Origin of the sequence: Streptomyces sp. NPDC005808, from assembly GCF_042871385.1 — a bacterium.
GTDB lineage: Bacteria > Actinomycetota > Actinomycetes > Streptomycetales > Streptomycetaceae > Streptomyces.
In genome coordinates this window covers 266,193-289,464 of the sequence record NZ_JBIAIK010000004.1, presented here as the reverse complement: position 1 = coordinate 289,464, position 23,272 = coordinate 266,193, and the positions used below count along the sequence as shown (strand labels likewise).

Annotated in this window: 17 protein-coding genes; 5 read left to right on the top strand and 12 right to left on the bottom strand. The window is 69.8% G+C overall.

What is annotated here, in order from left to right:
- Window positions 1-154: 154 nt before the first annotated feature.
- Window positions 155-2,065, bottom strand: a complete 1,911-nt coding sequence (locus ACFYPC_RS11705; RefSeq protein WP_388673907.1) for an NAD-binding protein — start codon at window positions 2,063-2,065, stop codon at window positions 155-157.
- Between the two features lie 7 nt (window positions 2,066-2,072).
- On the opposite strand from ACFYPC_RS11705, the gene ACFYPC_RS11700 reads away from it, so the two are divergent.
- The gene (locus tag ACFYPC_RS11700; protein ID WP_388673905.1) at window positions 2,073-2,195 is read left to right on the top strand and encodes a hypothetical protein; all 123 of its coding nucleotides are present in this window, start codon (window positions 2,073-2,075) and stop codon (window positions 2,193-2,195) included.
- A gap of 144 nt (window positions 2,196-2,339) precedes the next feature.
- Here the strand turns inward: ACFYPC_RS11700 and ACFYPC_RS11695 are convergent, their stop codons facing one another.
- A complete protein-coding gene (locus ACFYPC_RS11695; protein ID WP_388673903.1) occupies window positions 2,340-3,752 on the bottom strand; it encodes a condensation domain-containing protein in 1,413 nt (470 codons plus the stop codon).
- 341 nt (window positions 3,753-4,093) lie between these two features.
- Here ACFYPC_RS11695 and ACFYPC_RS11690 point away from each other — a divergent pair, with 341 nt between their 5' ends.
- The 3 genes from ACFYPC_RS11690 to ACFYPC_RS11680 all read left to right on the top strand — a co-directional run bounded on the left by ACFYPC_RS11690 (window position 4,094) and on the right by ACFYPC_RS11680 (window position 6,684).
- Entirely contained in the window at window positions 4,094-5,314 is a 1,221-nt protein-coding gene (locus ACFYPC_RS11690; protein ID WP_388673901.1) for an amidohydrolase family protein, read from the top strand.
- A gap of 129 nt (window positions 5,315-5,443) precedes the next feature.
- Window positions 5,444-5,635, top strand: coding sequence for a ferredoxin (locus ACFYPC_RS11685; protein WP_388673899.1), 192 nt, complete (start codon window positions 5,444-5,446; stop codon window positions 5,633-5,635).
- Window positions 5,636-5,760: 125 nt separating this feature from the next.
- Entirely contained in the window at window positions 5,761-6,684 is a 924-nt protein-coding gene (locus ACFYPC_RS11680; protein WP_388673897.1) for an FkbM family methyltransferase, read from the top strand.
- Between the two features lie 284 nt (window positions 6,685-6,968).
- Here ACFYPC_RS11680 and ACFYPC_RS11675 read toward each other — a convergent pair whose 3' ends face one another.
- The 7 genes from ACFYPC_RS11675 to ACFYPC_RS11645 form a co-directional block, all read right to left on the bottom strand.
- Window positions 6,969-7,736, bottom strand: a complete 768-nt coding sequence (locus tag ACFYPC_RS11675) for a glycosyltransferase family 2 protein (protein WP_388673895.1) — start codon at window positions 7,734-7,736, stop codon at window positions 6,969-6,971.
- A 439-nt stretch (window positions 7,737-8,175) separates the two neighbouring features.
- Window positions 8,176-12,195: an AAA family ATPase gene (locus ACFYPC_RS11670; RefSeq protein WP_388673893.1), complete on the bottom strand. Its 4,020-nt coding sequence runs from the start codon at window positions 12,193-12,195 to the stop codon at window positions 8,176-8,178.
- Between the two features lie 554 nt (window positions 12,196-12,749).
- Window positions 12,750-13,265 (bottom strand): DUF6461 domain-containing protein, encoded by a 516-nt coding sequence (locus tag ACFYPC_RS11665; RefSeq protein WP_388673891.1) that lies wholly within the window; start codon window positions 13,263-13,265, stop codon window positions 12,750-12,752.
- A gap of 81 nt (window positions 13,266-13,346) precedes the next feature.
- On the bottom strand, window positions 13,347-14,990 hold the full coding sequence (locus ACFYPC_RS11660; RefSeq protein ID WP_388673889.1) for an MFS transporter: 1,644 nt from the start codon (window positions 14,988-14,990) through the stop codon (window positions 13,347-13,349).
- A 576-nt stretch (window positions 14,991-15,566) separates the two neighbouring features.
- Window positions 15,567-16,508 (bottom strand): beta-ketoacyl-ACP synthase III, encoded by a 942-nt coding sequence (locus ACFYPC_RS11655; protein ID WP_388673887.1) that lies wholly within the window; start codon window positions 16,506-16,508, stop codon window positions 15,567-15,569.
- A gap of 32 nt (window positions 16,509-16,540) precedes the next feature.
- On the bottom strand, window positions 16,541-18,073 hold the full coding sequence (locus tag ACFYPC_RS11650) for an FAD-dependent monooxygenase (RefSeq protein ID WP_388673885.1): 1,533 nt from the start codon (window positions 18,071-18,073) through the stop codon (window positions 16,541-16,543).
- Window positions 18,074-18,080: 7 nt separating this feature from the next.
- Window positions 18,081-19,550: an MFS transporter gene (locus tag ACFYPC_RS11645; protein ID WP_388673883.1), complete on the bottom strand. Its 1,470-nt coding sequence runs from the start codon at window positions 19,548-19,550 to the stop codon at window positions 18,081-18,083.
- A 225-nt stretch (window positions 19,551-19,775) separates the two neighbouring features.
- Here ACFYPC_RS11645 and ACFYPC_RS11640 point away from each other — a divergent pair, with 225 nt between their 5' ends.
- Window positions 19,776-20,120, top strand: a complete 345-nt coding sequence (locus ACFYPC_RS11640; protein WP_388673881.1) for an ArsR/SmtB family transcription factor — start codon at window positions 19,776-19,778, stop codon at window positions 20,118-20,120.
- Between the two features lie 72 nt (window positions 20,121-20,192).
- Here ACFYPC_RS11640 and ACFYPC_RS11635 read toward each other — a convergent pair whose 3' ends face one another.
- Genes ACFYPC_RS11635 through ACFYPC_RS11625 form a run of 3 tightly spaced genes read right to left on the bottom strand, consistent with a single transcriptional unit; the run spans window position 20,193 to window position 23,129 of the window.
- Complete coding sequence (locus tag ACFYPC_RS11635) at window positions 20,193-21,395, bottom strand: cytochrome P450 (protein ID WP_388673879.1); 1,203 nt, start codon at window positions 21,393-21,395, stop codon at window positions 20,193-20,195.
- 49 nt (window positions 21,396-21,444) lie between these two features.
- Complete coding sequence (locus ACFYPC_RS11630) at window positions 21,445-22,143, bottom strand: HAD family hydrolase (protein WP_388673877.1); 699 nt, start codon at window positions 22,141-22,143, stop codon at window positions 21,445-21,447.
- Window positions 22,140-23,129, bottom strand: a complete 990-nt coding sequence (locus ACFYPC_RS11625; RefSeq protein ID WP_388673875.1) for a ScbA/BarX family gamma-butyrolactone biosynthesis protein — start codon at window positions 23,127-23,129, stop codon at window positions 22,140-22,142. The genes ACFYPC_RS11630 and ACFYPC_RS11625 overlap by 4 nt, the downstream gene beginning before the upstream one ends.
- Window positions 23,130-23,272 lie beyond the last annotated feature (143 nt).

Genomic DNA, 23,272 nt, shown 5'->3' with positions numbered 1-23,272 from the left:
AAAGATCTCCCGCTCGACCGGGGTTGAAAGATTTCAGCCCCGGCCGGGAAAGATTCAGCCCCTCCGGCGTTTGAGGAGCGGGGTCTGGGGCGGAGCCCCAGGGACAAGGGACGGGCAGGGGCGGAGGGGGCGAAAAAACCACCCCTACGCCCCCTCACGCCCCCGCCCGCGCCCGAGCCCGCCGCCCCAGCAACTCCGCCAGCCCCCGCCGCGTCGCCGCCAACACCACCCGGTCCTCAGCCCGCAGCACGTACGTGGAGGGAAGGTCCCACACCAGCCCAGAAGAAGACCGAGGGGACCTCGGCGACGAGGAGGACCTCGGCGACGACGCAGGCCGCGGGTCCGTGTCCAGCGCGAGCACCCGCCACGCCCCCGCCCGAAACGCCTCCCCCACCGTCCGCCCCACCAACTGCGCATGCCCGCCCACATCCAGCGCCGCGAACAGCAACACCCGCCGCTCCACCGGAATCGCCCCGAGGATCTGCCGCCCCATCATCGCCCCGGCGAACGCGGGCGCCGCCAGATGAGACACACTCCGGCTCCGGGTGAGCGCACCCGGATGCGCGGCCCGCAGGGTCCGGTACACGGCGGTCGCGAAGTCGTCGTCGTACAGCCGAAGCACCACACGAAGATCGGGCTGCACGGTCCGGGCGTACAGCGCGGCCTCCAGATTCGTCGTGTCCGCGCTGGTCAACGCGAGCAGTGCGTGGGCCCGATGGATCTTGGCGGCCTCCAGTACCCCTTCCTGTGTCACATCCCCGAGCACCACGGGCACCCGCAAGCGCCGGGCCAGCGCCAGCCCTCGCGCCTCGGGGTCGGCCTCGACGCAGACGACGGGGATGTGGAGCTCACGCAGGCGCGCCAGCACGCGCGTGCCGATCTTGCCGACCCCGAGCAGCACCACGTGCCCGGACAGTCCGCGCGGCGGCTTCCGCAGCGCGAATCCGCTGCGGAAGGTACCGAGCGCCTCGAGGACGGCGGCGAGGAGCACCGGAAGAAGCAGCAAACCGACGAGTCCGGAGAGGAGTTGCAGTACCTGTTCCCCCATCGGCCGCCCGATGGCGGGGTCGTTGATGCCGAAGAGATCGAGCAGCGTCAGATACGTGGCCCGCAGCGGATGCTCCCCCGTGACGAACATCGACGCGACCGCCAGGCCGATCACACACGCCACCAGGCCGGCGAGAGTCCACCGCAGCCGGCGCGACATCAGCGAGCCGATGGGCACGACGCTGCGCCCCGGGGGCGAGGAGGGCCCGGAGTAGGAGACGGTCTCCAGTACGACGGTTCCGCGCCCGGTGGCCGCCGCGATCGCACTCTCGTCGGGCAGCAGCCGGGGCCCCTGCGCGCCACTGCTCTCGGACCCGTCGGCGCCCGCGGGGTCGCTGGCCGTGGCGGACAGCAGCGCCAGTGTGCACAGCCCGGGATCGGCGACCTCCCCGGGGGCGGGCGGCGGGCGTTCCACCGCGCGCAGCATCAGCCCGTCCGTCTGGACGACCTTGCTGGTGCCGGCCACGGCGGTCGCGGCCAGTGCAGGCGCGGCGGTGTCGGCGTCGGACAGGACGGTGGTGGACGCGTCGAACCCGCCGGTGTCCCCGCCCTCTCCGGCGGCGGCCAACGCCGAGGCCTGGTCGAGGAGCGCCTCGATGTGCTGGCCGAGGCGCCGGTTGTAGAGGCGCAGGACCAGCCGGATCCGCGGGTTGAGCCGCCGGGCGGTGAGCGCGGCCCGGATGTTCGTCTCGTCGTCGTCATACACCAGCGCCAGCGCGGCGGCCCGCTCGACGCCGGCGTCGGAGAGCACCGACTCGGTGAGTTCGGCGGCCTCCAACACGCGCTCGGCGCCCGAGGGTTCGGCCGTCCGGGCGTTCGCCGGATCGCCGTTGCCGGCGGCCCGGTTCACCGCGGCGGACACCCGGTCGAACAGCGCGGTGGCCCGCGTCCGCCCCACCACCGGCGGACGCACGCTGCGATGGGCGGGCGGCACGACCAGGGTGACCTGTTCTCCGTACACCCCGCGCAGTTCGGCGGCCAGCCGGTGCGCCAGGGCGTCGTCCCCGGACACGATCATGTGTGCGGTGGCGTCGGCCGACGAGCCCGACGAGCCCGACGAGCCCATCGAGCCCGACGCCCCCGGCGAGCTCGATGGGCGCGATGTGCCTGATGCGTTGGATGCGTTCGATGCGTTCGATGCGCTCTGAGACGGAAGGTTCCCCACGGGAGAGAAGACTGCCTCACCAGTACGAGCGGTTCCACCAGGCTTGTCGGGAACGGCCGTTGGCGGGCCTCTTGGCGCAAGCTTCCGCACGCACCCAACGGGGGGGTACGCGGGGGTGCAGGGTGTCTCAGCCCCGGGCGCGGGCAGCCAACTCCTTCTCCCGGCTGCCCGCGACCGAGAGGATGTACTCCCGCAGCCCCTCGGCGTACAGCCGCATGTTCTTGTACGCGATGTCGGTGGCCGGGTAGCGGCCGGCGAACTGGAGGCCCTCGTGGACCCTGGTGAGCCAGGCGCACACCTGGTCGCCGTACGAGACGCGGATCAGCCCGTACGCCTTGAGTTCCCGCCACCTCTCCGAGCCGGGGGTGGCGCGCGAGTCGACGAGCGAGACGATCGAGTACAGGTCGGGGGAGGTGGGCCGGAAGTCGGAGCCCAGCAGGCGGAGCACGCGGGCGATGGGCATCCGCGACAGCGGCCGGCCCTCCCGCAGTGCGGCGCGGACCATCTCCAGCGCGCTGTCGAAGTCCGTCGCGCGGGCCACCGGGATCTCGATCGGCGCGCCGCCCACGTACCAGCCCATCGAGTCCGACCACTTGGACTTCGCCCGGGTGTGGAACGGCACGACGGTGCGGTACACCTCCTGCCCGCCGATCTCGCGGACGATGAGGGCGGTGGCCGCGAGAATGCCGATCAGGCTTCCGCCGTACGGTCGGCAGTACGCCTCGAAGGCCGCCGCGTCCGCGTCTTCCACCAGCATCTGGTGCATGAACTTCTGTTCGGGCAACGGTCCTTCGGGGTCGAGGCCGAGGTCGAGGGGGAAGCCGGGCAGTTTCCCGTCGCACTGGGCGATGAACTCCCGCCAGCGGGCGACGATCGCGTGCGTGTCGTCGATCTGGTCGGCCTGCGCGCGCTCGATCGCGCAGAAGTCGACGTAACTGGCGACCGGCGCGGCGGCTGACGCGCGGCCTTCGAGGCCGGCTTCGTAGAGTTCGTGGATCTCGGCGGCGATGCGGTGGAGCGAGTACGCGTCGACGTTGCTGTGGTCGAACGCCATGTAGACGCTCGCGCCGTCCTCCCGTACGACCGCGGTGTAGATGAAGTTCGGCCAGCTGAGCGCGTCGGCCGCGACGTCGAAACGGTCCTGCAGATACCGGGTCAGCGTGGCCGCTTCGGCGAAGTCGCCGATGTCCTCGCGGTGCAGTACGACCGCCTCCGCGTCCAGCGTGAACCGGCGCATGTCGTCGCCGACCCAGCGGAACCCACTGCGCAGCGTCTCGTGCCGAAGTGTCCAGTCCCGCAAGGCGAGTTGGAGTACGTCGAGATCGACCTTTCCCGGGATGTCGAACGCGGTGCCCAGCCAGGTGGGTACGAACAAGCCGTCCTCTCGCACCGTTCGCGCCGTCCGGACGTGCGACTCCTGCACGTACGCGGGTGGCCTGCCGTCCTCCGGCAGTTGGGCCGCCGCCTCGACGGCCTTCGGATGCAACGTCCACTCCACGAGACATCCGGGCCGGATCTCGCATCGCTGGATGTCGGTCATTCGCACAGAGCTCTCCGTTCGCATGCCCTCGGGATGCAGACAGGGCGGTGGAGGGGCGGACACGACCGGACCAACGATTCGGATGATCGGAAAGAAACGCCGTGGCCGAACGGGAGGCGAGCGGAGAGGGCGACCTGTGGCAGGTACGGCGTGCGGAAGCCAGAGCCGTGCGGTGGCGTAGGCCCTTGCTCTTGCTGTCGGGGGAGCGGTCGCCTAGCCTGAATTGGTTATCTGATGGACCGTCAGATTTGAATGGCCGTCGAGGATCCGACAGGCAACGACAGACAGCGACAGGCAACGACAGGCAACGACAGACAGCGACAGGCAGCAGGGGGTAGGACGTGGTCAGTACCGACAGCGGCACCGGGGATCTCCCCAGGGTCATCAGCGTGGACGACCACGTGATCGAGCCCGCGCACCTCTTCGAGACTTGGCTTCCGGGCAAGTACCGCGACCTGGGCCCGCAGCCCTTCACCGCCGGTATCGGTGACCTCCAGTACGTCGGCGGGAAGTACCGGTTCAGCACGGATCCCAAGGGCCAGATCACCGACTGGTGGAGGTACGAGGGCGAGGTCTTCCCGTACAAACGCATCATCGCGGCCGTCGGCTTCTCGCGGGACGAGATGACCCTCGACGGCATCACGCGCGAGCAGATGCGGCGCGGCTGCTGGGACCCGAAGGCGCGCCTGGAGGACATGGACCTCAACCATGTGGAGGCCTCGCTCTGCTTCCCGACCTTTCCGCGGTTCTGCGGGCAGACCTTCGCGGAGGCCAAGGACAAGGAGGTCGCGCTCGCGTGCGTCCGCGCCTACAACGACTGGATGGTCGAGGAGTGGTGCGGCGACAGCGGAGGGCGGCTGATCCCGCTGTGCCTCATCCCGCTGTGGGACATCGACCTCGCGGTCGCGGAGATCAGGCGCAACGCGGCCCGCGGCGTGCGGGCGGTGACCTTCAGCGAGATCCCGACGTACCTGGGGCTTCCGTCGATCCACTCCGGCTACTGGGACCCGTTCTTCGCGGTGTGCGAGGAGACCGGGACCGTGGTCAACATGCACATCGGCTCGTCGTCACAGATGCCCGCAGCCTCGCCGGACGCGCCGCCGGCCGTCCAGGCCTCGCTGAGCTTCAACAACGCCATGGCGTCGATGATGGACTTCCTCTTCTCCGGGGTGCTGGTGAAGTTCCCGCGTCTCAAACTGGCGTACAGCGAGGGCCAGATGGGCTGGATCCCGTACGCCCTGGAGCGCGCCGACGACGTCTGGGAGGAGCACCGGGCGTGGGGCGGGGTGAAGGACCTGATCCCTGAGCCTCCCTCGACGTACTACTACCGGCAGATCTTCTGCTGCTTCTTCCGCGACAAGCACGGCATCGCGTCCATCGAGACCGTGGGCGTCGACAACGCGACCTTCGAAACGGACTACCCGCACGTCGACTCGACTTGGCCGCACACGAAGGAGGTGGCGGCGGATCACGTGGCCGGGCTCTCCGCGGACGTGACGTACAAGCTGTTGCGCGGGAACGCGATCCGGATGCTGCAACTCCCGTTTGACCAGGGCAAGTAGACGTCGGGGGCGGCATCGATTCAGGTAATTGCCCGGTGGGCAGTCAAGGGGGGAAGCCGGATGCCGCCGGCTTCCGACCGGCTCGTCGGCCCGCTCCCGGGGTCGGCGCCACTTGCAACTGGAGTGCGAATGAAGGTCTCCGTCGACCGCGACGTCTGCTACGGCTCCGGCGACTGCGCCCACCGCGTCCCCTCCGTCTTCGCACTGGTGGACCCCGGGTACGGATCCGTCCTGCCGGGCCGCGAGGACAGCGGCGACGATCCGCAGGTCCGGGAGGCGGCTGACTGGTGTCCGTCCCAGGCGATCGTCATCGCCGAGTAGTAGGCGAGCAGTACGAGAGCAGTACGCGAGTAGTAGCTGGGCAGTGGCCGAGGCTCCGGGCTCGGGTGGGACCTCGGAGGGGTCGGCGCGCTACGGTTTCCGCCGGACGGCGGAGAGGTGAGCGGATGAGCAGTCCCCTTTCGGAGGCCCTGGTCACCCTCGGTCGCGGATATGTGCGTGGTGCTCCGGGCTCGCTCGGCAAGGCGCTCCTTGCCGCGCGTCTCCTCAATCCCCGCCTGAGGGAGCATCCGCGCCGCCGGGTCGTCGAGACACGCTTCGGCGCCCGGTTCGCCGTCGACACCCAGGACCTGATCCAGAGGTACCTGTATCTGTTCGGAGTGTGGGAGCCGCACATGACGAACTGGCTCCAGAGCCGGTTGAAGCCGGGGGACGGTTTCATCGATGTCGGAGCCAACATCGGTGTGTTCAGCGTGCTGGCCTCGCAACTCGTCGGCGAGGAGGGCCAGGTGGTCGCGATCGAGGCCTCGCCGGTGTTCCACCGACGGCTGTTGCAGGAGGCCCGGCTCAACGAGTGCCGCAATCTTCGCGCGGTCAACGCCGCTGTCTCGGACAGCCGTCAGACGCTGACGTTCGTGCTGGCGAGCTCGCGCAACATGGGGGCGAACAGCATCGTTCCCTACGACGGCCCGGCGGAATCCACCTTCGAGATCGAGGCACGTCCGCTGCCCGAACTGCTTGACCCCTCGGAGGTCGCCAGAGCCCGGGTGATCAAGATTGACGTGGAGGGCGCGGAGGGAAAGGTGGTCCGCGGCCTGGCGCCCATGCTGGACAGGCTTCGGCCCGACGCCGAGATCTCGGTCGAGGTCACGCCCGAGCGGATGGCTCAACTCGGTGACTCGGCCGATGAGTTGATGAAGACGATGGTCGGCGCCGGCTTCCAGGTGTACCGGATGGAGAACGACTACGCTCCGCAGAGCTACCCGCGTGCGCTGAGCGGCGCGCCGCGTGTTCCGGTGCGGTGGCGAGGGCCGCTGCTCGGCGAGAGCGACTTGATCTTCTCCAGACGTGATGTCGAGGTGCTGGTCTGAGGTCGTCCTCGGCCCGCCGCCGGGGGCCGGCTGTGCCCTCGCTACGGTGCCGGTGTCGGGTGTGCTCGCTTCCGCCGGTGCCGGTGCCGGTGTCGGGTGTGCTCGCTTCCGCCGGTGCCGGTCCCGGTGCCGGGTGCCCTCGCTTCCGTGCCGGTGCCGGTGCCGGGTGTGCCCTCGCTACGGTGCCCGTGCCGGGTGTGCTCGCTGCCGGTGCCGGTGCCGGTGCCGGTCCCAGTCCCGGTCCCCGGTCCCAGTCCGGTCCCGGTGGGCATCCGTACCCGCGCTCAGTCGGAGACCGGGAAGCGCCAGCCGAATGAGGCCAGCGCCCTGGCCCTGGCCTCCACTACAGCCATCCGCGCGTCTCGTTCGGCGGGGTCGACGTGCGAGGCCTGGCCCGTCGCCTGCCCTTCCCACTTCCGGTAGAGGAGTCCGACCTCCGCCGAGAACCATCCCCGGCTGACGGCGTTCAGCGCGAGGAGCAGGCCGGTGTCCTCGGAGGCCGGCAAGGCCATCCACCCGCCGAGCGCGAGCACCAGGTCACGCCGTACGAAGAGCGAGGCCGGGTGCACCTGCGCGCGGAAACCGTTCGACTTCCAGAAGCCGAGCACGGCCCCGCGCTCGATCGGCCCGTTGCCGGGGTCGCCCGGAAAGCCGGCGGTGGAGCCGTCGGGAAGGACGTCCAGGGCCCGGGAGGTCGCCCACCCGATGGTGCGGTCGCCTTCGAGGGCGGCCAGGTCGCGGGCGAGTGCGCCCGGAGCGAGCTGGTCGTCGGCGTCCAGGACCTTGACGTACTCGCCGTCGGCATGGGCGAGGGCAAGGGTCCGGGCGATGCCGGGGCCGCCGGGACGGCCTTGGCGGCCCGGGCGGTAGGACACGCGCTCGTCCTCCGGCACGTGCGGGGCGACGGCGTCGGTCCTTCCGTCCTCCTGGATCAGCCAGTGCCACTCCCAGCCGTCCGGGAGCACCTGTTCGCACAGCGACTTGTAGGCCTCCGGCAAGAAGTGGGCCGAGGGCCCATGGACGGCGGTGACGACGGTGATGCGCCGGCTCACGGCAGCGGTCACCTCCTTTCCGGCGGAGTCGTGAAGAGCGGCTCCGGATCGGGCCTCAGCCTATGACCCGTCAGAAGGCCCTGGTGACTGGAAATTTCACGTTGAGGCCGAATTCTTTCGGAGATTCTTTCTGAAATTGATCGGCGGCATGCTCGATCAGGGGCAGATGCGGCGACCGGTATCGATCAATGCCGGAGGCGGCGGCCGGTATCAACAAGGACGGACCGGCGGCCGGTATCGAAATGCATGCCGACATGATTCATGGTCGGCATGAAAGGACCCGACCGCTGGAGACGGGGGATGCACCAGCGATCGGGCCGGACACAAGGGTAACAAGGCTGGTTGGGCGGCGGGAGCCGACTGGACACCTGGAACGAGAAGTTGTGATCGGGATCACGTGGCGGGCCGGACTCCAGGGGGCGTCGGCGGTGCCGCTCCGCTACTGGTCGCACGGGGGATCGTAGGAGAGGCGAGGCAGATACTCGTGCCATTTCGCCGATGTCAGAACACCCCGAGTGGTCGAGCAAATACGGTGAATTGCCTCGTCGACGTCGAGGTTCCACAGCCGGACGGTATCGGCGCCGCTCGATACTCCGAGCATGTGGCTTTTGGGACTGAACGACAAGAAATTGCCCGTCTTTGCGTTCGGGCTCATCGCCTGACCGATGGGAGAGGCGTCGGACGGATCGGCGACGTTCCAGAGCCGGACCGTGTTGTCGTTGCCGCCGCTCGCCAGGGTGCGGCCGTCCCGGCCGAACGTCAGTGACACGACGGCTTCGGTGTGACCGGTCAGGGGTGAGCCGAGCGGGGTCGCCCTGAGGGGGTCGGTGATGTCCCAGAGCCGGACCGTGTCGTCGTCGCTGCCGCTGGCCAGCGTATGGCCGTCCGGGCTGTAGGCGAGCGCGTTGATGGGCCCCGGATGCCCGGTGAGCGGTGCGCCGAGCTGGGTGGCGTGGCGGGGGTCGGCAACGTTCCACAGCCGGATCGTGTCGTCCGCGCTGCCGCTGGCGAGCGTGCTGCCGTCCGGGCTGAAGACGAGGGCGTTGACGTAGCCCTTGTGGCCGGCGAGCGGCTCGCCGAGCGGGCGGAGGCGGGACGGGTCCCCGGTGTCCCAGAGCTGGATGGTGCGGTCCTCGTAGGCGGTTGCCAGCGTGTGCCCGTCCGGGCTGAAGGCCAGCGTGTCGGGGCCCGCGAACCGTGTCCGCAGCTCGACTGGCCCGTACGGGACAGGCCGGGCCGGGTCGGTGACGTCCCACAGCTGTACGGCGCTTGCCGTCAGAACCGCGAGAGTGCGGCCGTCCGGGGAGAAGGCCAGTGAACGCACCTCGGTCTCCGCGGGAGTGAGCGCGTCGCCCAGTGCGGCGGGCCGGTCGGGGGACGCCACGTTCCACAGCCGGACCCTTCCGTCACGCGCGGCCGTGGCCAGCACCTGGCCGTCCGGACGGAACGCGCCGATTCGGCCGATCATGTCCGACACCGGGAGCGACCACAGGCGGACCTTGCTGTCACCGCTCCCGGTGGCGAGCGTACGGCCGTCGGGGCTGAAGCCCAGGGCGTACATCTCGCCGCTGCTCCCCGCGAGGGGCTCGCCGACCTGCGAGGGGAAGGCCGGGTCGCTGACGTTCCACAGGCTCGCCGTACTGTCCGCGCTCGCGGCGGCGATCATCGTCCCGTCGGGACTGAAGGCGACCGACCAGATGGGGCCGGTGTGGCCGGTGAGAGGCGAGCCGAGTTGCGTGGCACGCGCGGGGTCGGCCACGTCCCACAGCCGGACGGTGTTGTCCGCGCTGCCGCTCGCGAGCGTGCGGCCGTCGGGGCTGAACGCCACGGAGTGCACCAGGTCCGTGTGGCCTGTCAGCACCTTGCCGATCCGCCTCGCCCGACGCGGATCGGCCACGTCCCACAGCCTGACCGCGTCATCGTCGCCGCCGGCCGCCAGCGTCTGCCCGTCAGGACTGAACGCGACGGAGCGCACGGGGGCCGTGGCACCGGTCAGCTCACCGAGCGCCTTCGCGCGCGCCGCATCGCGCACGTCCCACAGCCGTACGACGTGATCCTCGTTGGCGGAGGCCAGCGTCTGCCCGTCCGGGCTGAACGCGAGCAGGTAGATCGTGCCGCCGTGACCGGTCAGCGGCGCACCGAGTGCGCGCGGGTGGCCGGGATCCCGTACGTTCCACAGCCGGATCGTGCCGTCGTCGGCTGCACTGGCGAGGGTGCTGCCGTCCGGGCTGAAGACCGCGCTGCTCACCCAACTCGTGTGCCCGGTAAGGGGTTCGCCCAGTGGCTTGGGCCGCGTCGGATCCGATACGTCCCACAGCCGTACGGTCCTGTCGTAGCTGGCGGTGGCCAGGATCCGTCCGTTCGGACTGAACGAGGTGAGGTAGACCGCGCCGGTGTGACCGAGAAGCGGTGTGGCCAGCGGTGCGTTCACGATCGAGATCAGCCGGTTGTTGGCGCCCTCGTCGTCGGGCCGCAGGCGGTGGGCGACCAGGTCGAGTTGAGCGGACAGCGACGGGTCCGTGTACTGGACCCGATCGGCCTCGGCGACCACCTGCTCGAACACCGCGTCGTTGCGCTGCTGCCACGCGACCACCGCCGAGCCGACGGCCAGCATCGCCAGGACGACCAGAGCCGCCACCGCGCCGCGGCCGATCCAGACCGTGCGCTTGCGCAGCCTGACCGAAGCGGCCAGGAACTCCACCGCGCTCCGTGTGAGGAAGGTGTCCCCGGCGGACTTCGCCCAGGCGCGGGCCTGTTCGAGGCGCGAACCCCGGTAGAGCAGTGACGTGTCGCGGCTCGAGTCCTCCCAGGCCCTGCCGTCCTCCTCCAGCCGCTGACGCAGCAGGTTGCTGTTCTTGTCCTCGTCGATCCAGTCGCGCAGGCGTGGCCAGGCGTGGAGCAGCGCCTCATGGGTGATCTCCACGGTCTCCGCGTCGAGTGTCACCAACCGGGCGCGGACCAGCGCTTCGAGCGACTCCTCCGTCTTGCCGGGATCCGTCGACTCCGCCGCCAGCTGCCGCCGCGTCCCCCGCCTCCGGGTGGCCTGCGTGTCCTCGCCCAGCCGGACCAGCCGCAGCAGGAGCAGCCGCGCGGCCGTGCGTGCCGCCGGGTCGAGACCGGACCAGGCCCGCTCGGCGGTCGCGGCCACCGCTCCCTGGATGCCGCCCGCCGCGCGGTAACCGGCCAGCGTGAGCCTTCCCGCCTTCCGTCGCTGCCAGGTGGCGAGCAGGGCGTGGGAGAGCAGCGGCAGCACCCCGGCGTCGTGGGTCCCGCGGGGGCCGTCGGCGCTCAGCTCCCGGACGATCAGTTCAGCGAGCCCCGGTTCGAGTTCCAGACCGACGGCCTTGGCCGGGCCGGTCACCGCTTCGCGCAACTCCGCGGTGGCCAGCGGCCCGAGCACCATGTGACGGTGCTGCAGCGCATCGGACAGTTCGGGATATCTGAGGCACTGCTCGTAGAAGTCGGCGCGTATGCCCAGGACCACGAGCACCGGGGCCGGTTCACCGGGGCCGGCGGGCGAGCAGGCGGCGTGCAGGACCTGGACGAAGGCGCGGCGCTGTGCCTCGTCGGAGCAGAGGGTGAAGGCCTCCTCGAACTGGTCCACGATGAGGACCGGACGACTGCCGCCGCCCGCTTCGCGCCGGGCCCATGCCGTGACGGCTTCGCGGACGCCGTGCGCGAAGTGCGAAGTGCCGGGATCCTTGGCCGCCGGTTCCGGTGTGCCGGGCACCATCTGCGCGAGCTCGGGGATCCTGTCGGTCAGCTCCGCGAGGGGATCGCCACCCGGCACGAGTTGCAGGACCAGTCTGGCCGGGCTGTCGCCGCCGCGTGCGCCGTCCCGGAGCGCGGGCACCAGGCCGGCGTTGAGCAGGGAGGACTTGCCCGCCCCCGAGGCCCCCACGAGCATGACCAGGCCGCCCGTGTCCTCCGCCGCGCCGAGCTGAGCGATGAGGGCATCCGTACTCCGCTCGCGGCCGAAGAACCACCGCGCGTCTTCCTGACGGTACGAAGCCAGTCCCCGGTACGGGCACACGCCGACGCCGGTCGGGGCTTCGAGGCCGGACTGCTCCTCCTCCGCCGATGCGGTCGATGCCGCGGCCGCCGAGGCGCGGTCGCCGGCGGGGTCGGCCACGGCCTGCTCCCACAGCCGCTGCCACTGGGCCAGGTCGTACAGGCCCGGGGACACCGGTGCGGGCCGCGAGCGCCGTGCTTCGGGGATCAGGATCTGCAGCACCGCCGCGAGGGCGGCGAACTGGGCAGGCACGTTCCTGGCCCGTCGCCAGTCACTGATGCGCTGCGCGGACACCCGTACGGGCCGCCCCTTTTCGTCGGTCCGCTGAAGCCGTACGACCGCCTCGGCCACGCGGTTGAGGGGAGGATTGCCAGCTTCCTTATACAGCAGAGCGAGACGCTCCGCGAAGGACGTGCGTGCCCCTGAGTCGGAACTCAAGGCCTCCACCCCTTACTTTCCCCGTACCTGAACATCCGGACCGGAAAACTCACCTTATACGGCTGACCTGCGGTTACGTAATCGTTCCGGTATCGGAGCCTCCTCGTCGGCGGCCACAACTGGCAGGATCGCGACGCACCGACGAACCCACTCGCACCGCCCGGACAGGCCACCAGCACAGCGCTCGGAGAGCACCTCATGACGCTGCATGTTTTCGGTCAACTTCCCTTGGACTGACGAGACGGCGTAGACCGCCTCGTCGCGTGGCCCGGAAAACCCGCGAGCCGCCCTCGCGCCGACCATGGGCCCGCCCCACTCCTCGACCCGCGCCGGTCCGCCGTCACGGCAACCGGGCACCCCGGCAAGGGTCGATCCCGCGCGCACCGCTCGGTACCGGTCCCCACGTGGGGAGGGACCGGTACCGAACGGTGCGGCATGTACGCGCCGGCCGCCGCCACCGGCAACCTCCGGCCACACCAGCCACCTCCAGCCGGCCGCCGTCGGCCCTGGCAGGGCGTTCACCGGAAGCGGTCCCGAACCTGATCAGCCTTGGTCGACCCTGATCACAGAAGGGGCGGCATTTCGAGCTCGGGCAGGGAGAAGAAGCGGGCGACCGCCTGCACGATCCGCTCCTCCTTGTCATCGTCATCGCCATCGGTGTCAAGACGTGCGCCCGGAGCGACCAGGTTCGCCGTCGTGAGGGCGGGCAGCAGCAGGTCAGGCTCCTCGCCCGCCCGGTAGTCCAGGGTCTCGAAGCGGAAGCGGGTGATCAGGCGTCCATCACGGTGGTACTCGAACCGGGGACCGTGGGCTTTCGCCCTGCACGGTTCGGTCACGAAGACGACGAGTTCACCGCCACCCGAGCACAGGCCCCGGTAATCGGCAGGCTCGTAGTCACCGGCGTCCCAGCTGTGCATGTCGTGCAACAGCAGCCCCCAGTCGGTCCCCTTGCCATGGGCGAGCGGCATCCGCCGCAGGCCGAGGAGCCCCTGCGTGACCACATCCAGAGAGATCCCCCGGAAGAAGACGACGTTGGTGTCCTCGCAGTGCGCGAGCGGCCCATGTATCCAATGCCTCATACGGCCACCGTAGAGAACCCCACTGACAGTCCCGCTCAGCCGCAGCGGGGCCGACCGCTCGGCGCGGTCGGCCCCGCTGTGTCAGGACCGGGACCGCCCGGCGGGTTGCTCCTCGGTCAGGCCCGCCGCTGCTGTGGTCGCCGGCAGCTCCTCCGGCGCTTTGTCCTCCACCAGCTCCACCAGCCCGTCCGGTGCTTCCGCCGGTGGGCCTTCGGCATGGCGGGGGGCGAGCACCAGGCAGGCTGCGGCGGCCACGACGAGCAGGGCGGCGACGGTGGCCATCGCGTCAGAGAAGCCGGACATGAAGGCGTCGCGTACCGCGTCGGCGAGTTGGATTCCGCCGGCTCCCATGTGGGCGGCGACTTCGAGGCCGCCGGCGGCCGAGTGGCGCACGGTTTCGGCGGCATCGGCGGGGAGTTGGCCGATGCTCTCCGGGAGCGTGGAGCGGTACTGGCCTGCGAAGACGGAGCCCATGAGAGCGATACCGATGGCGGAGCCGACCTCGCGGGTGGTGTCGTTCATCGCCGAGGCCACGCCCTGACGGTCGGGGCCGAGCGAGCCGACGATGGCGCTGGTCCCGGACGAGCCGGTCAGTCCCATGCCGACGCCGGCGAGGCCGAGACCGCCCACGAAGGCCAGGTAGCCGCTGTCGATGTCGAGCCGGCTCAGCCAGAGCATGCCGAGCGCGAGAAGGAGCAGTCCGCTAGCCATGACGGCCTTCAGGCCGATACGGCTGACCAGACGTGGGGTGATCTGTGTGGTGGGCAGCACGGCGACGGCCACCGGAATCAGAGCCACCGCGCTCTTGAGAGGGCCGTACCCCAGGATGAGTTGGAGGAACTGCAGGCCGACGAAGAAGAATCCGAAGACGGCCATGAACTGGGTGAGGATCGTCAACGCGCCGGTGGAGAAGCCCCGCAGGCGGAACAGCCGCGGGTCAAGCATGGGGTGCTTGCTGCGCAGGCCGAGGACCACGTAAGCGAGCAGGGACAGCGCCGTCACGGCGAAGGCGGCGAGGACCTCCGGACGTGTCCAGCCCTGTTCGTTCCCCTCGATGATGCCGTAGACGAGCGTCCCGACGGCCAGGGCGGTGGAGACGGTGCCCTCCCAGTCGAACGGTTCGGCGGTCGAGCTCTTGGTCTCCGGCGAGAGAAGCACGGCCACCAGGGCACACAGCACGGCTACCGCGGCGCTGGTCGCGAAGATCGACTTCCAGGACCATGCCTCGAGAAGACCGCCGGCGGCCAGCATGCCGATGATCCCGCCTGCTGCCGCGAACCCGGACCAGGTCGCCACGCCCTGGGCCTTCTTGTGCGGCGGGAAGGCGGCGGTGATGGTGGCCAGCGTGCCCGGCATGATCATGGCCGCGCCCACGCCCATCACCACGCGCCACGCGATGAGTTCGGACGTCGACGAGGACAGGGCGGCGAGCGCGGCCGCGCCGCCGAAGACGAGATTTCCGGCGACCAGGACCTTGCGCCGACCGATGCGGTCCCCAAGTGCTCCCAGCGGCAGGACCAGCGCGGCCAGGGAGACGGTGTAGCCGTCGGCTATCCAGGTCAGGGACGAGTTCGAGGCGTTCAGGTCCACCGCGAGGTCCGGGAGTGCCAGATTGAGGGCGGTGACCGAGGCGACCACCAGGACCAGGGAAAGGCACATCGCGAACAGCACGCCCCGGTGGCCGCTGCGGCCGGCCGCAGCGGTACTGCTGGGGTTCGTAGTCATGTGGTTCCTCAGGCGTGGCGACCTCGCCGGCTTTCGCCGAGCCGCTCCGGAAGGGCCGCGCGAGGAGCGCGGCCACTGTCCTGGAGGGGAGTCGAGAGGTCGCTGGGCATGGGTAGGGCAGGATGCTTTCTCGGTGCCCGGGAGAAAGCCCTGCATGGCAAGATTAGTTGCACATCGAGGTGCAACTATAGGTTGCTTGCACATCTACGTGCAAACAGTGGAGCTTGCCAGGCACGCCCGCCAGGGGCGAAGGGACAGGCACAGCAGCGCCCGCCTTGCCCTGCTGGGAAGAGGCGTGACCCCTCGCCTGGGATCAGGTCTTCCTTGAGATGGCTCCGTGTGCAGGCCCGCCTCACGGTTCAGGGTGTCGGTCTTGCCGGGCGTCGCGGGATCTGGAAAGCCGTCTGGGAGAAGATCTGCTCCCAGATCTCTCCCAGATGGGGAAGCGGCGGTGGGTCACTCTGAGGCAAGCACGGCGTTTCGGGGGAGGGCGTCCCAGGCAGCGCCTCGTCGGAGGGTGTCCCGGACAGCGTCTCGTCCTGTGTGGCAGGGTGCGCCTCGTCCTGTGCGGCAGGGTCAGGCCGGGACATGGACGACCTGACCCGCGTAGGCCAGTCCGCCGCCGAAACCGAAAAGCAGGACGGGGGCCCCGGCCGGAACCCGCCCCTGGTCGAGGAGCTTGGACAGGGCCAGCGGGACGCTTGCGGCCGAGGTGTTGCCGGAGTCGGTGACATCGGTGGCCACCACGGCGTTCACCGCGCCGAGCTTGGCCGCGAGGGGTTCGATGATGCGCAGATTGGCCTGATGGAGGACGACGGCGGCCAGTTCCTCCGGGGCGATGCCGGCGCGTTCACAGACGGTGCGGGTGAGAGCGGGGAGCTCGGTGGTGGCCCAGCGGAAGACCGCCTGGCCTTCCTGGGCGAACCGGGGTGGGGTGCCCTCGATGCGTACCGCTTCGCCCCTGTCGGGAAAGGAGCCCCAGACGACCGGACTGATGCCGGAGACCTCCGAGGCCTCGACCACGGCACAGGCGGCGGCGTCACCGACGAGGATGCAGGTGGTGCGGTCGGTCCAGTCGGCGACGGAGGAGAACTTCTCCGACGCGATCACCAGTGCGCGGGTGGCGGAGCCGGTGCGTATCGCCTGGTCCGCGAGGGCGAGGGCGTGACTGAACCCGGAGCAGGCGGTGTTGACGTCGATGGCTGCCGGATGGGGAACGCCGAGGCGGGACGCCGTCCGGCTCGCCATGTTGGGGGTCCGGTCCTCGGCGGTACAGGTGGCGAGCAGTACGAGATCGATGTCGGCGGGAACCAGCCCGGACTGGGCGAGCGCCTTGCGAGCCGCTTCCGCGGCCATGGAGTCGACGGTCTCGTCGTCGGCCGCGATGTGGCGGGTCCGGATTCCGACGCGGCTGCGTATCCAGGCGTCGTCGGTCTCGATGAGCTTGGCGAGGTCGTCGTTGGTGAGGACGCGGGAGGGCTGATAGTGGCCGAGGGCGGTGATACGGCTACCGGTCATGGGCAGACTCCGGAAGGTTCTGAGGGAAGAGGTCACGTACGGGAGACCTTGCGGCCGAGGAGTTCGTCGAGGACGTTCTCCAGGCCGACGGCTCCGCTCTGAGGCCCCGTGCCGCTGTCGGCCCAGGCCAGATAGCCGTCCGGGCGGAGCAGTAGTGCGTTCACCTTGAGCGGCACCTCGGTGACGGCGCTGGTGATGTCCAGCGCCTCCTCCCAGGGGGCGGCGGCCTTGCGCAGCTCGGGTTCGTGTTCGGAGCCGAGCAGGACCAGTTGGAGGCGGCCGGTGTGCAGCAGGCGTGCCACGTCGGTCGGCTTCCCTCGGACAGTGATCGGAAGGTTGGGGAAGAAGGTTCCGGACCACGAGGAGGCGGTAGGGCGCGTGGGCAGTGCGACGTCCTGGTCGCTGATCATGTCGCCGAGGTGGCGGCTGACCGCGGGGTTCTGCAGCAGCTCGGTGAAGAGCGCACGCAGCGGATCGTGCGTGGTGCCGGGGCGCATCAGATCCAGCTGGGCCTGGGTGTTGGCGATGGTCCGGGCGGCGGGCGGACGGCGTTCAGGGGTGTAGCTGTCGAGGAGGAAGGGACTTGGCCAGCCGTTCAGGTGGTGGGCGAGCTTCCAGGAGAGGTTGAGTGCGTCCTGCAGGCCGAGGTTGAGGCCCTGGCCGCCCACGGGGAAGTGCACATGGGCGGCGTCCCCGACGAGCAGGACACGGCCCTCGCGGTAGCTGTGCGCGAGCCGCGCGAAGTCGCTGAAACGGTCAAGAAAGTACGCGTTTCGCATGGGGATGTCATGGCCGGCGATCCGCGAGACCGTGGACTGGAGTTCCTCAAGGGTGAGGGGGGTGCGCCGGTCGGTGTGGGGGCCGTCGAAGTCGAAGGCGGCGACCCGGCTGGGGCCGAACGGATTGGGGCCGATGACGGTCCAACCGCGTTCGGTGAGATTCCAGCCGGCCGGAGCCTCATAGGGCGCGTCCAGATCGACGAGCCCGAGTACGGCCTGCGTCTGCGGGAGGTGCTCCTCGCTGGTGAAGCCGGCCTGCTCACGGACCAGGCTGCGAGCGCCGTCCGCACCGACCACCCAGTCGGCGGTCAAGGTCACGGTGCCGTGGTCGTCCTCGAAGACGACGTCGGCTTCCTCCTCCCGCGCCCGCACCGCGCCGACCCGGCATCCGCGCAGCACGGTGGCTCCGCGCTCGCGGGCGATGCGCTCGAAGGCCCGCTCCAGATCGCTCTGAGCGCGGCCCACGATCGGCTCGCCCTCCACCGCGGGGCCGGTGATGGTCAGCCCGGGGAGCCCGGCGAAGTGGAACGGCTGGGACCGCTCCTGTCCGAGCAGTTCCACGGTGGCGTCCGGGCCGGACAGATAGCCCCGGCGCCGTAGCGACTGCGCGGTGCGGGCATGCAGGGTGCCGGCCTTGGGGACGTCGAGCGTGGTGGCGTTCTGTTCCACCACGGTGACCTGGACGCCGTAGTGGGCGAGTTCGGCGGCTACGAGCATGCCGACCGGACCGCCGCCTACGACGGCGACCTGGGTACGGCGCTGGGGTGCGGGCGGGGAGGAGGTCATCGCTGTCTCACCTCGTGGTGTCGGCGCCGCGACGGGCGAGGACGACGACGAGCAGGCCGAGGACGAGACTGACGGCGGCCATCGCCCACAGCAGGTTGTGGAAGGCGGTGTCGTACGACGCCGCGTGCTCGGCCGCGCTGCCGTCGGTGGTGACCAGGGAGGTGAGGGCGGAGCCGAAGACGGCGACCGCGATCGCCTCACTGCCCAGGCGCAGGGTGTTGAGGAAGCCTGCCGCCATACCCGCCTTCTCCTCCTCGACCATGGCCAGTGCCTGGCCGTCGACCAGTCCCGCGGACAGGCCCATGCCGGCGCCGGTGACCAGCATCGCGGGAGCCATTGCGAACACCGAGGTGTCCGGGCCGAGCAGCAGCAGAGCCAGGTCGCCGACGACCAGGCAGAGCAGTGAGGCGAGGACGACGGCGAGCGGGGAGGTGCCGCGTTCGACGAGCTTGGCGCCGACCAGGGGCAGGGCGAGGACGGGGAGGGTCAGCAGCAGCATGGTCGTACCGGCCGCTGACGCGCTGTATCCGGCGACAGCGGAGAGGTACGAGGGCAGGTAGGTGAGCTGGGTGACGAAGCCGAAGGAGGCTGCGACCGGAACCAGGGTGTAGGCGAGGAAGCGGCGGTTGCGGACCACGGACAGGTCGAGCAGCGGTGCCTCGGTGCTCTTGGAGAGCGAGCCGAACACCGCAAGCAGGACCGCGGCGAGGGCGAGCAGGCCGAGTGTGCCGGCCGAACCCCAGCCCCACTCCGACCCCTGCACGATCGCGTACGTGAGGGAGGCCATGGCGAGAACGAAGACGACCGCGCCACGTACGTCCAACCGGCCGCCGGGCGTGGGCTGTTCGTTCACCTTCTTCGCGATGGCCGGGACGCAGGCCAGGACCACGGCGAGCACGATCGCCTGGAGCCCGAAGATCCAGCGCCAGCCGAGGGAGTCCACTGCGGGACCGGAGACCGTCGGGCCGAGTGCGACGCCGATGCCGGCGACGGCGCCGAACAGGGCGAACGCCTTGGCGCGGGCCGGGCCTTCGAAGGCGGAGGAGATGATCGCGCTGCCGCAGGCGAAGATCGCCGCACCGCCGATACCGGCCAGGACGCGCGCTCCGTCGAGTACGTACACGTTGGGCGCGAGGGCGCAGCCGACCGAAGCGACGGCGAAGACCGCGGCACCGATCGCGAAGGCGCGGATACGCCCGATCAGGTCGGCGAGCGAACCCCACACCAAGGTGAAGCAGGCGAAGGCCACGTTGAAGCCGTTGACCACCCACTGCAGCGGGGCGGAGCCGGCCCCCGTGTCGAGGCCGATCGCGGGCAGTGCCACCGCCGTCCCGGAGATCGAGGTCGGCACGACGAATACGGCGAGCAGTACGGCGAACAGGGTCAGACCCCCGCCGCCGGGCTGCTTGGGCGTCGTGTCCGTCCCGGGTGGCGCGGTAGGTGCGGGGCTTGCTGGGTCAGTGGTCTGCGAGGCCACGGGGACTCCGGAATCTTTCGGGACACCTTCGGGCGTCGAGGGGGACGAAGGGCACCGCAGATGAGGGACGGGAGGCAGCGGTCCAGAGCGCGAACCCGTCCCTCATCTTAGGTACGTAATTTATCGAACCTAAGGCTCGCATGGATCGTAGGTTTGATGCAAGTAGTACCTTTAGGGAGTGTCGCGACGAGGCGGCACCCGTGACAGAAGGTGAGGGGCCGCCCCATGCCGGATGCAGAAGGCCACCCGGAGCTCCAAGAGATCGATTTCCAGACCGTTCTGAGGGCGCTGTCGGACCCCTTGCGCTACCAGGTGATCGCCACGCTCGCCCGGGAGCCGGAGGGCACCGAACGCACCTGCACGTCGTTCGGGCTGCCGGTGTCGAAGTCGACCCGGACCCACCACTTCCGGATCCTGCGTGAGGCCGGTCTGGTCCAGCAGGTCGACCGCGGCAACAGCCGCGGCGCCCAGCTCCGCCGTCAGGACATCGAGCAGCGGTTCCCCGGCCTGCTCCGCCTGGTCGCGGAAAACGCCTCGCTCTCCGGCCGGCACGACCTGCTGGCAGGCTGAAGTGCCGCGCCCGCACACCGGGGAACCGAGTGTGCGGGCGCGACGTGATGACGGCCTTTCGAAGTGCCCTCGCTACCAGCGGACGGGCAGCGCGGTCGGCCGCCGCAGAACGACACCGCTGTCCCAGGGCAGTGCGGCCGGATCGGCGTCGAGGGTCAGAGCCGGGAACTCCTGGGCGAGAATGGAGACCATCTCGACGATCTCCATCCGGGCCAGGGCGGCTCCCATGCAGTGATGCATGCCGTAACCGAACTGCAGGTGCCGCTTGCCCTTCCGGTGCGGATCGATCAGCAGGGGATCGGGGAAGACCTCAGGGTCCCGATTGGCCTGGAACGCATCCGGGTAGACGACGTCCCCTTCCTCGATCACCCCTTCGGTCGCCTCGACGCGCTGCGTGGCGATGCGGGGAAAGGCCGAGATGTTGCCCAGCGGAATGAGCCGGATCAGCTCCTCCACCAGGGCTCCGGTGATCTCGGGGTCCTCGGCGATCTGCTGCCACAGCACCGGGCGGCACAGCAGCACGTACAGGATCTTGGCGGAGACCGAGAGGATGTTCTGGTCCGCGCCAAGAAGAGATCCGAGCAGGATGCCGACCAACTCGGCATCGCCGAGCGGCGGTTCCACGGTGTCCCGCGCCGCGACGAACCGGTCGATCAGGCCACCTTCGATGCGGGGGCGGGCGCCGGTGACGAGCTCGGTCAGGTAGATGTAGAGGGCGGTGAAATCCTCGACCAGGCCAGGGACGTCTTTGTCGGAGGCGATCTGCACGGTGTGGCCGAGCGGTCGGTAGAAGTCGATGTCGCTGTCCGGAATGCCGAGGAAACGGCCGTTGACCTCTGCCGGCAGCGTGTCGAGGACGTCGGCGTAGAGATCGGGCTTCTTGGCGCCGCGGAGCCGTGCGACCTTCGCCGCCAGTATCTCCTGCACCGCGGGGCGAAGTGCCTCGACCCCTGCGGCGCTGTAGTCGGCGTTGACGAAACCCCGCATCCGCGCATGATCGGGCACGTCGAGGTTGAGCAGCAGCTCTTTCGGCATGATGGTCGGAAGGAAGCTGGGCCCGCCCTCGACGTTGGTCGCGGTACGGCCGAACGTCGGGTCGGTGAGTACGCGATGTACGTCCTGGTACCGCGTGAGGTGGAGCGCCCTGTGTCCACTGGGCAGGGTGAGCTGGGGTATCCCACCTCGGCTGCGCTCGGGGGCGGGCACGAATGCGGGCGCCGGGTTGAGGTGGGGAATGCCCTCGATGTCGGCCAGAGCGGAGGTCGATGTGGTCATGGGTACTCCTGAGGGGCACGACGGGGAAAGAGTCGGAGAGACGGATCGCTCAGGGAAGCGGACACAGCCGCACACCCGTGATCGCGCTGAGTTCACGCAGAGCCTGCTGGGAGTCGCGGAAGTGCACGGCGGTCCAGCCCGCACGCTCCGCCGCCCGGCAGTTCTCCGCGAGGTCGTCGACGAGAACACACTCTTCGGGGGTCACCGCAGCGGCGCGTTCGGCCAGGGCGAAGATCTCCGGCTGGGGCTTGCGCACGCCGAGGTCGCAGGAGTCCACGATGTGGTCGAACGGGCCCGCCGGTTCGATGATGCGCTTCCAGTAGGGAGCCCACTCCCGAACGTTGTTCGATAGCACGGATACGCCGAAACCCTCGTTCCGAAGCTGCCGCGCGGCTTCCGCGACGGGCTCCGTCACGGTGACGCCCTCGAACCACTGCCTCCCGAACTCCTGCCAGTCCGCCCGTGACTGGTCGAGGGCGGGCCAGCGCCGGAGCAGCGCCCCGGACAGCAGGGCGGCCCACTCCTTCTCCGTCATCTCACCCGACTCGATCGGGGCCAGCGCGGATACGCCGAGCTCCCGACCGATGTCGGACATCGCGGCATACATCTGCTCAGGGCCGATGCCGGTCTTCTTCTCGAAGGAGCGGAAGAGCTCTTCGAGCGGAGGAGAGAGGACTCCACCGAAGTCGAACCACACGGTCAGGGCCGGGTGGTGCTCAGTCCTCTCCTGCTGCGCACCCGAGGTCATGCGGACACCAGCTCGGCGTCCTGGGACCTGACGGCCGGGCAGAGAGTGCGCCCCCAGCGCAGCTGGGCAGTGGCGACGGTGCGATCCTCCTGCGCCAGCACGAGATCGATCTCCACCCCGCCGTTGGTGGCCGCACCCACCGTCGCCCTGCAGTCGGTGGGCAGCTCGAACTCCCCGACCAGCGCGAAGGTGGTCTCCAGCGATTCCAGCGCCAGGCCACGCGGCGCGAACCCGTGGACCTCGCTCGCGGCGTAGAGCGCGGTCTGACGGAAGGCTTCGAACATCAGGGCGCCAGGTATGTGGTCCAGCGGATGGTCGAACAGACCGGGATGGCCCTGATCGACCACGATGTGCCCGGTGACCTCGTTGCCGGACATCACGGCGTCGGCCAGCACGACGTTCTGTGCCGACCGCCTCCCCACCAGGTACGTCGGTAGACGCAGGCCCGTCAGATGGGCGCGCGGGGTCAGGTCCAGACCGCTGCGGGAGCGCTCCCGCAGGGCCTGCCAGGTTCGGCTCGGCATCCAGCGGCACTCAATACGGGAGCTGACCGCGTCCCGTCCATCGATACGGACCAGCGCTTCGTACACGGCTCCGCTGATACGCCCGCCACGCTTCTTGGTCTCGACGACCTGGAAGTCGATGACCGCGCGCGCGGATTCCGGCCCGATGCGCAGCGCCGCCATGTCCAGAACGGCCAGGGTCGCGGAGTCGAAGACGAAGCTCGCACCCTCGGGCGCGCCCACATAGGCGTGGGCTGCCAGGATGCCGCACTGCCGCAGCACCTCCATGATCAGCAGAGGGTCGTAGTGAGCCGGACTGCTTGTGTGGTCGCTGTAGTAGGCGTGGGTGCGGGGCAGATGCGCCGCGATGAGTGCACCCTGGCGATGCGGCTGATGGTCCGTCAGGAACACCTCGCCGGCTGTCGCCCGGTGCACCAGGTTGCGCGGGACAGTGGTCGAGTAGTCGAGATCGTTTTCGGGCATGGCCCTCCCCCTTTCACCTGGGAACCCAGGTTCGATTTGTATGATACCTAGGTTCGATGATCTTGGGCCTTACTGGTGAAAGTGAGGTGAAGAGGGACGCCTCAAATCGGCCAAACGCGAAGCCGAAAGCCCTGTTCAGGCCG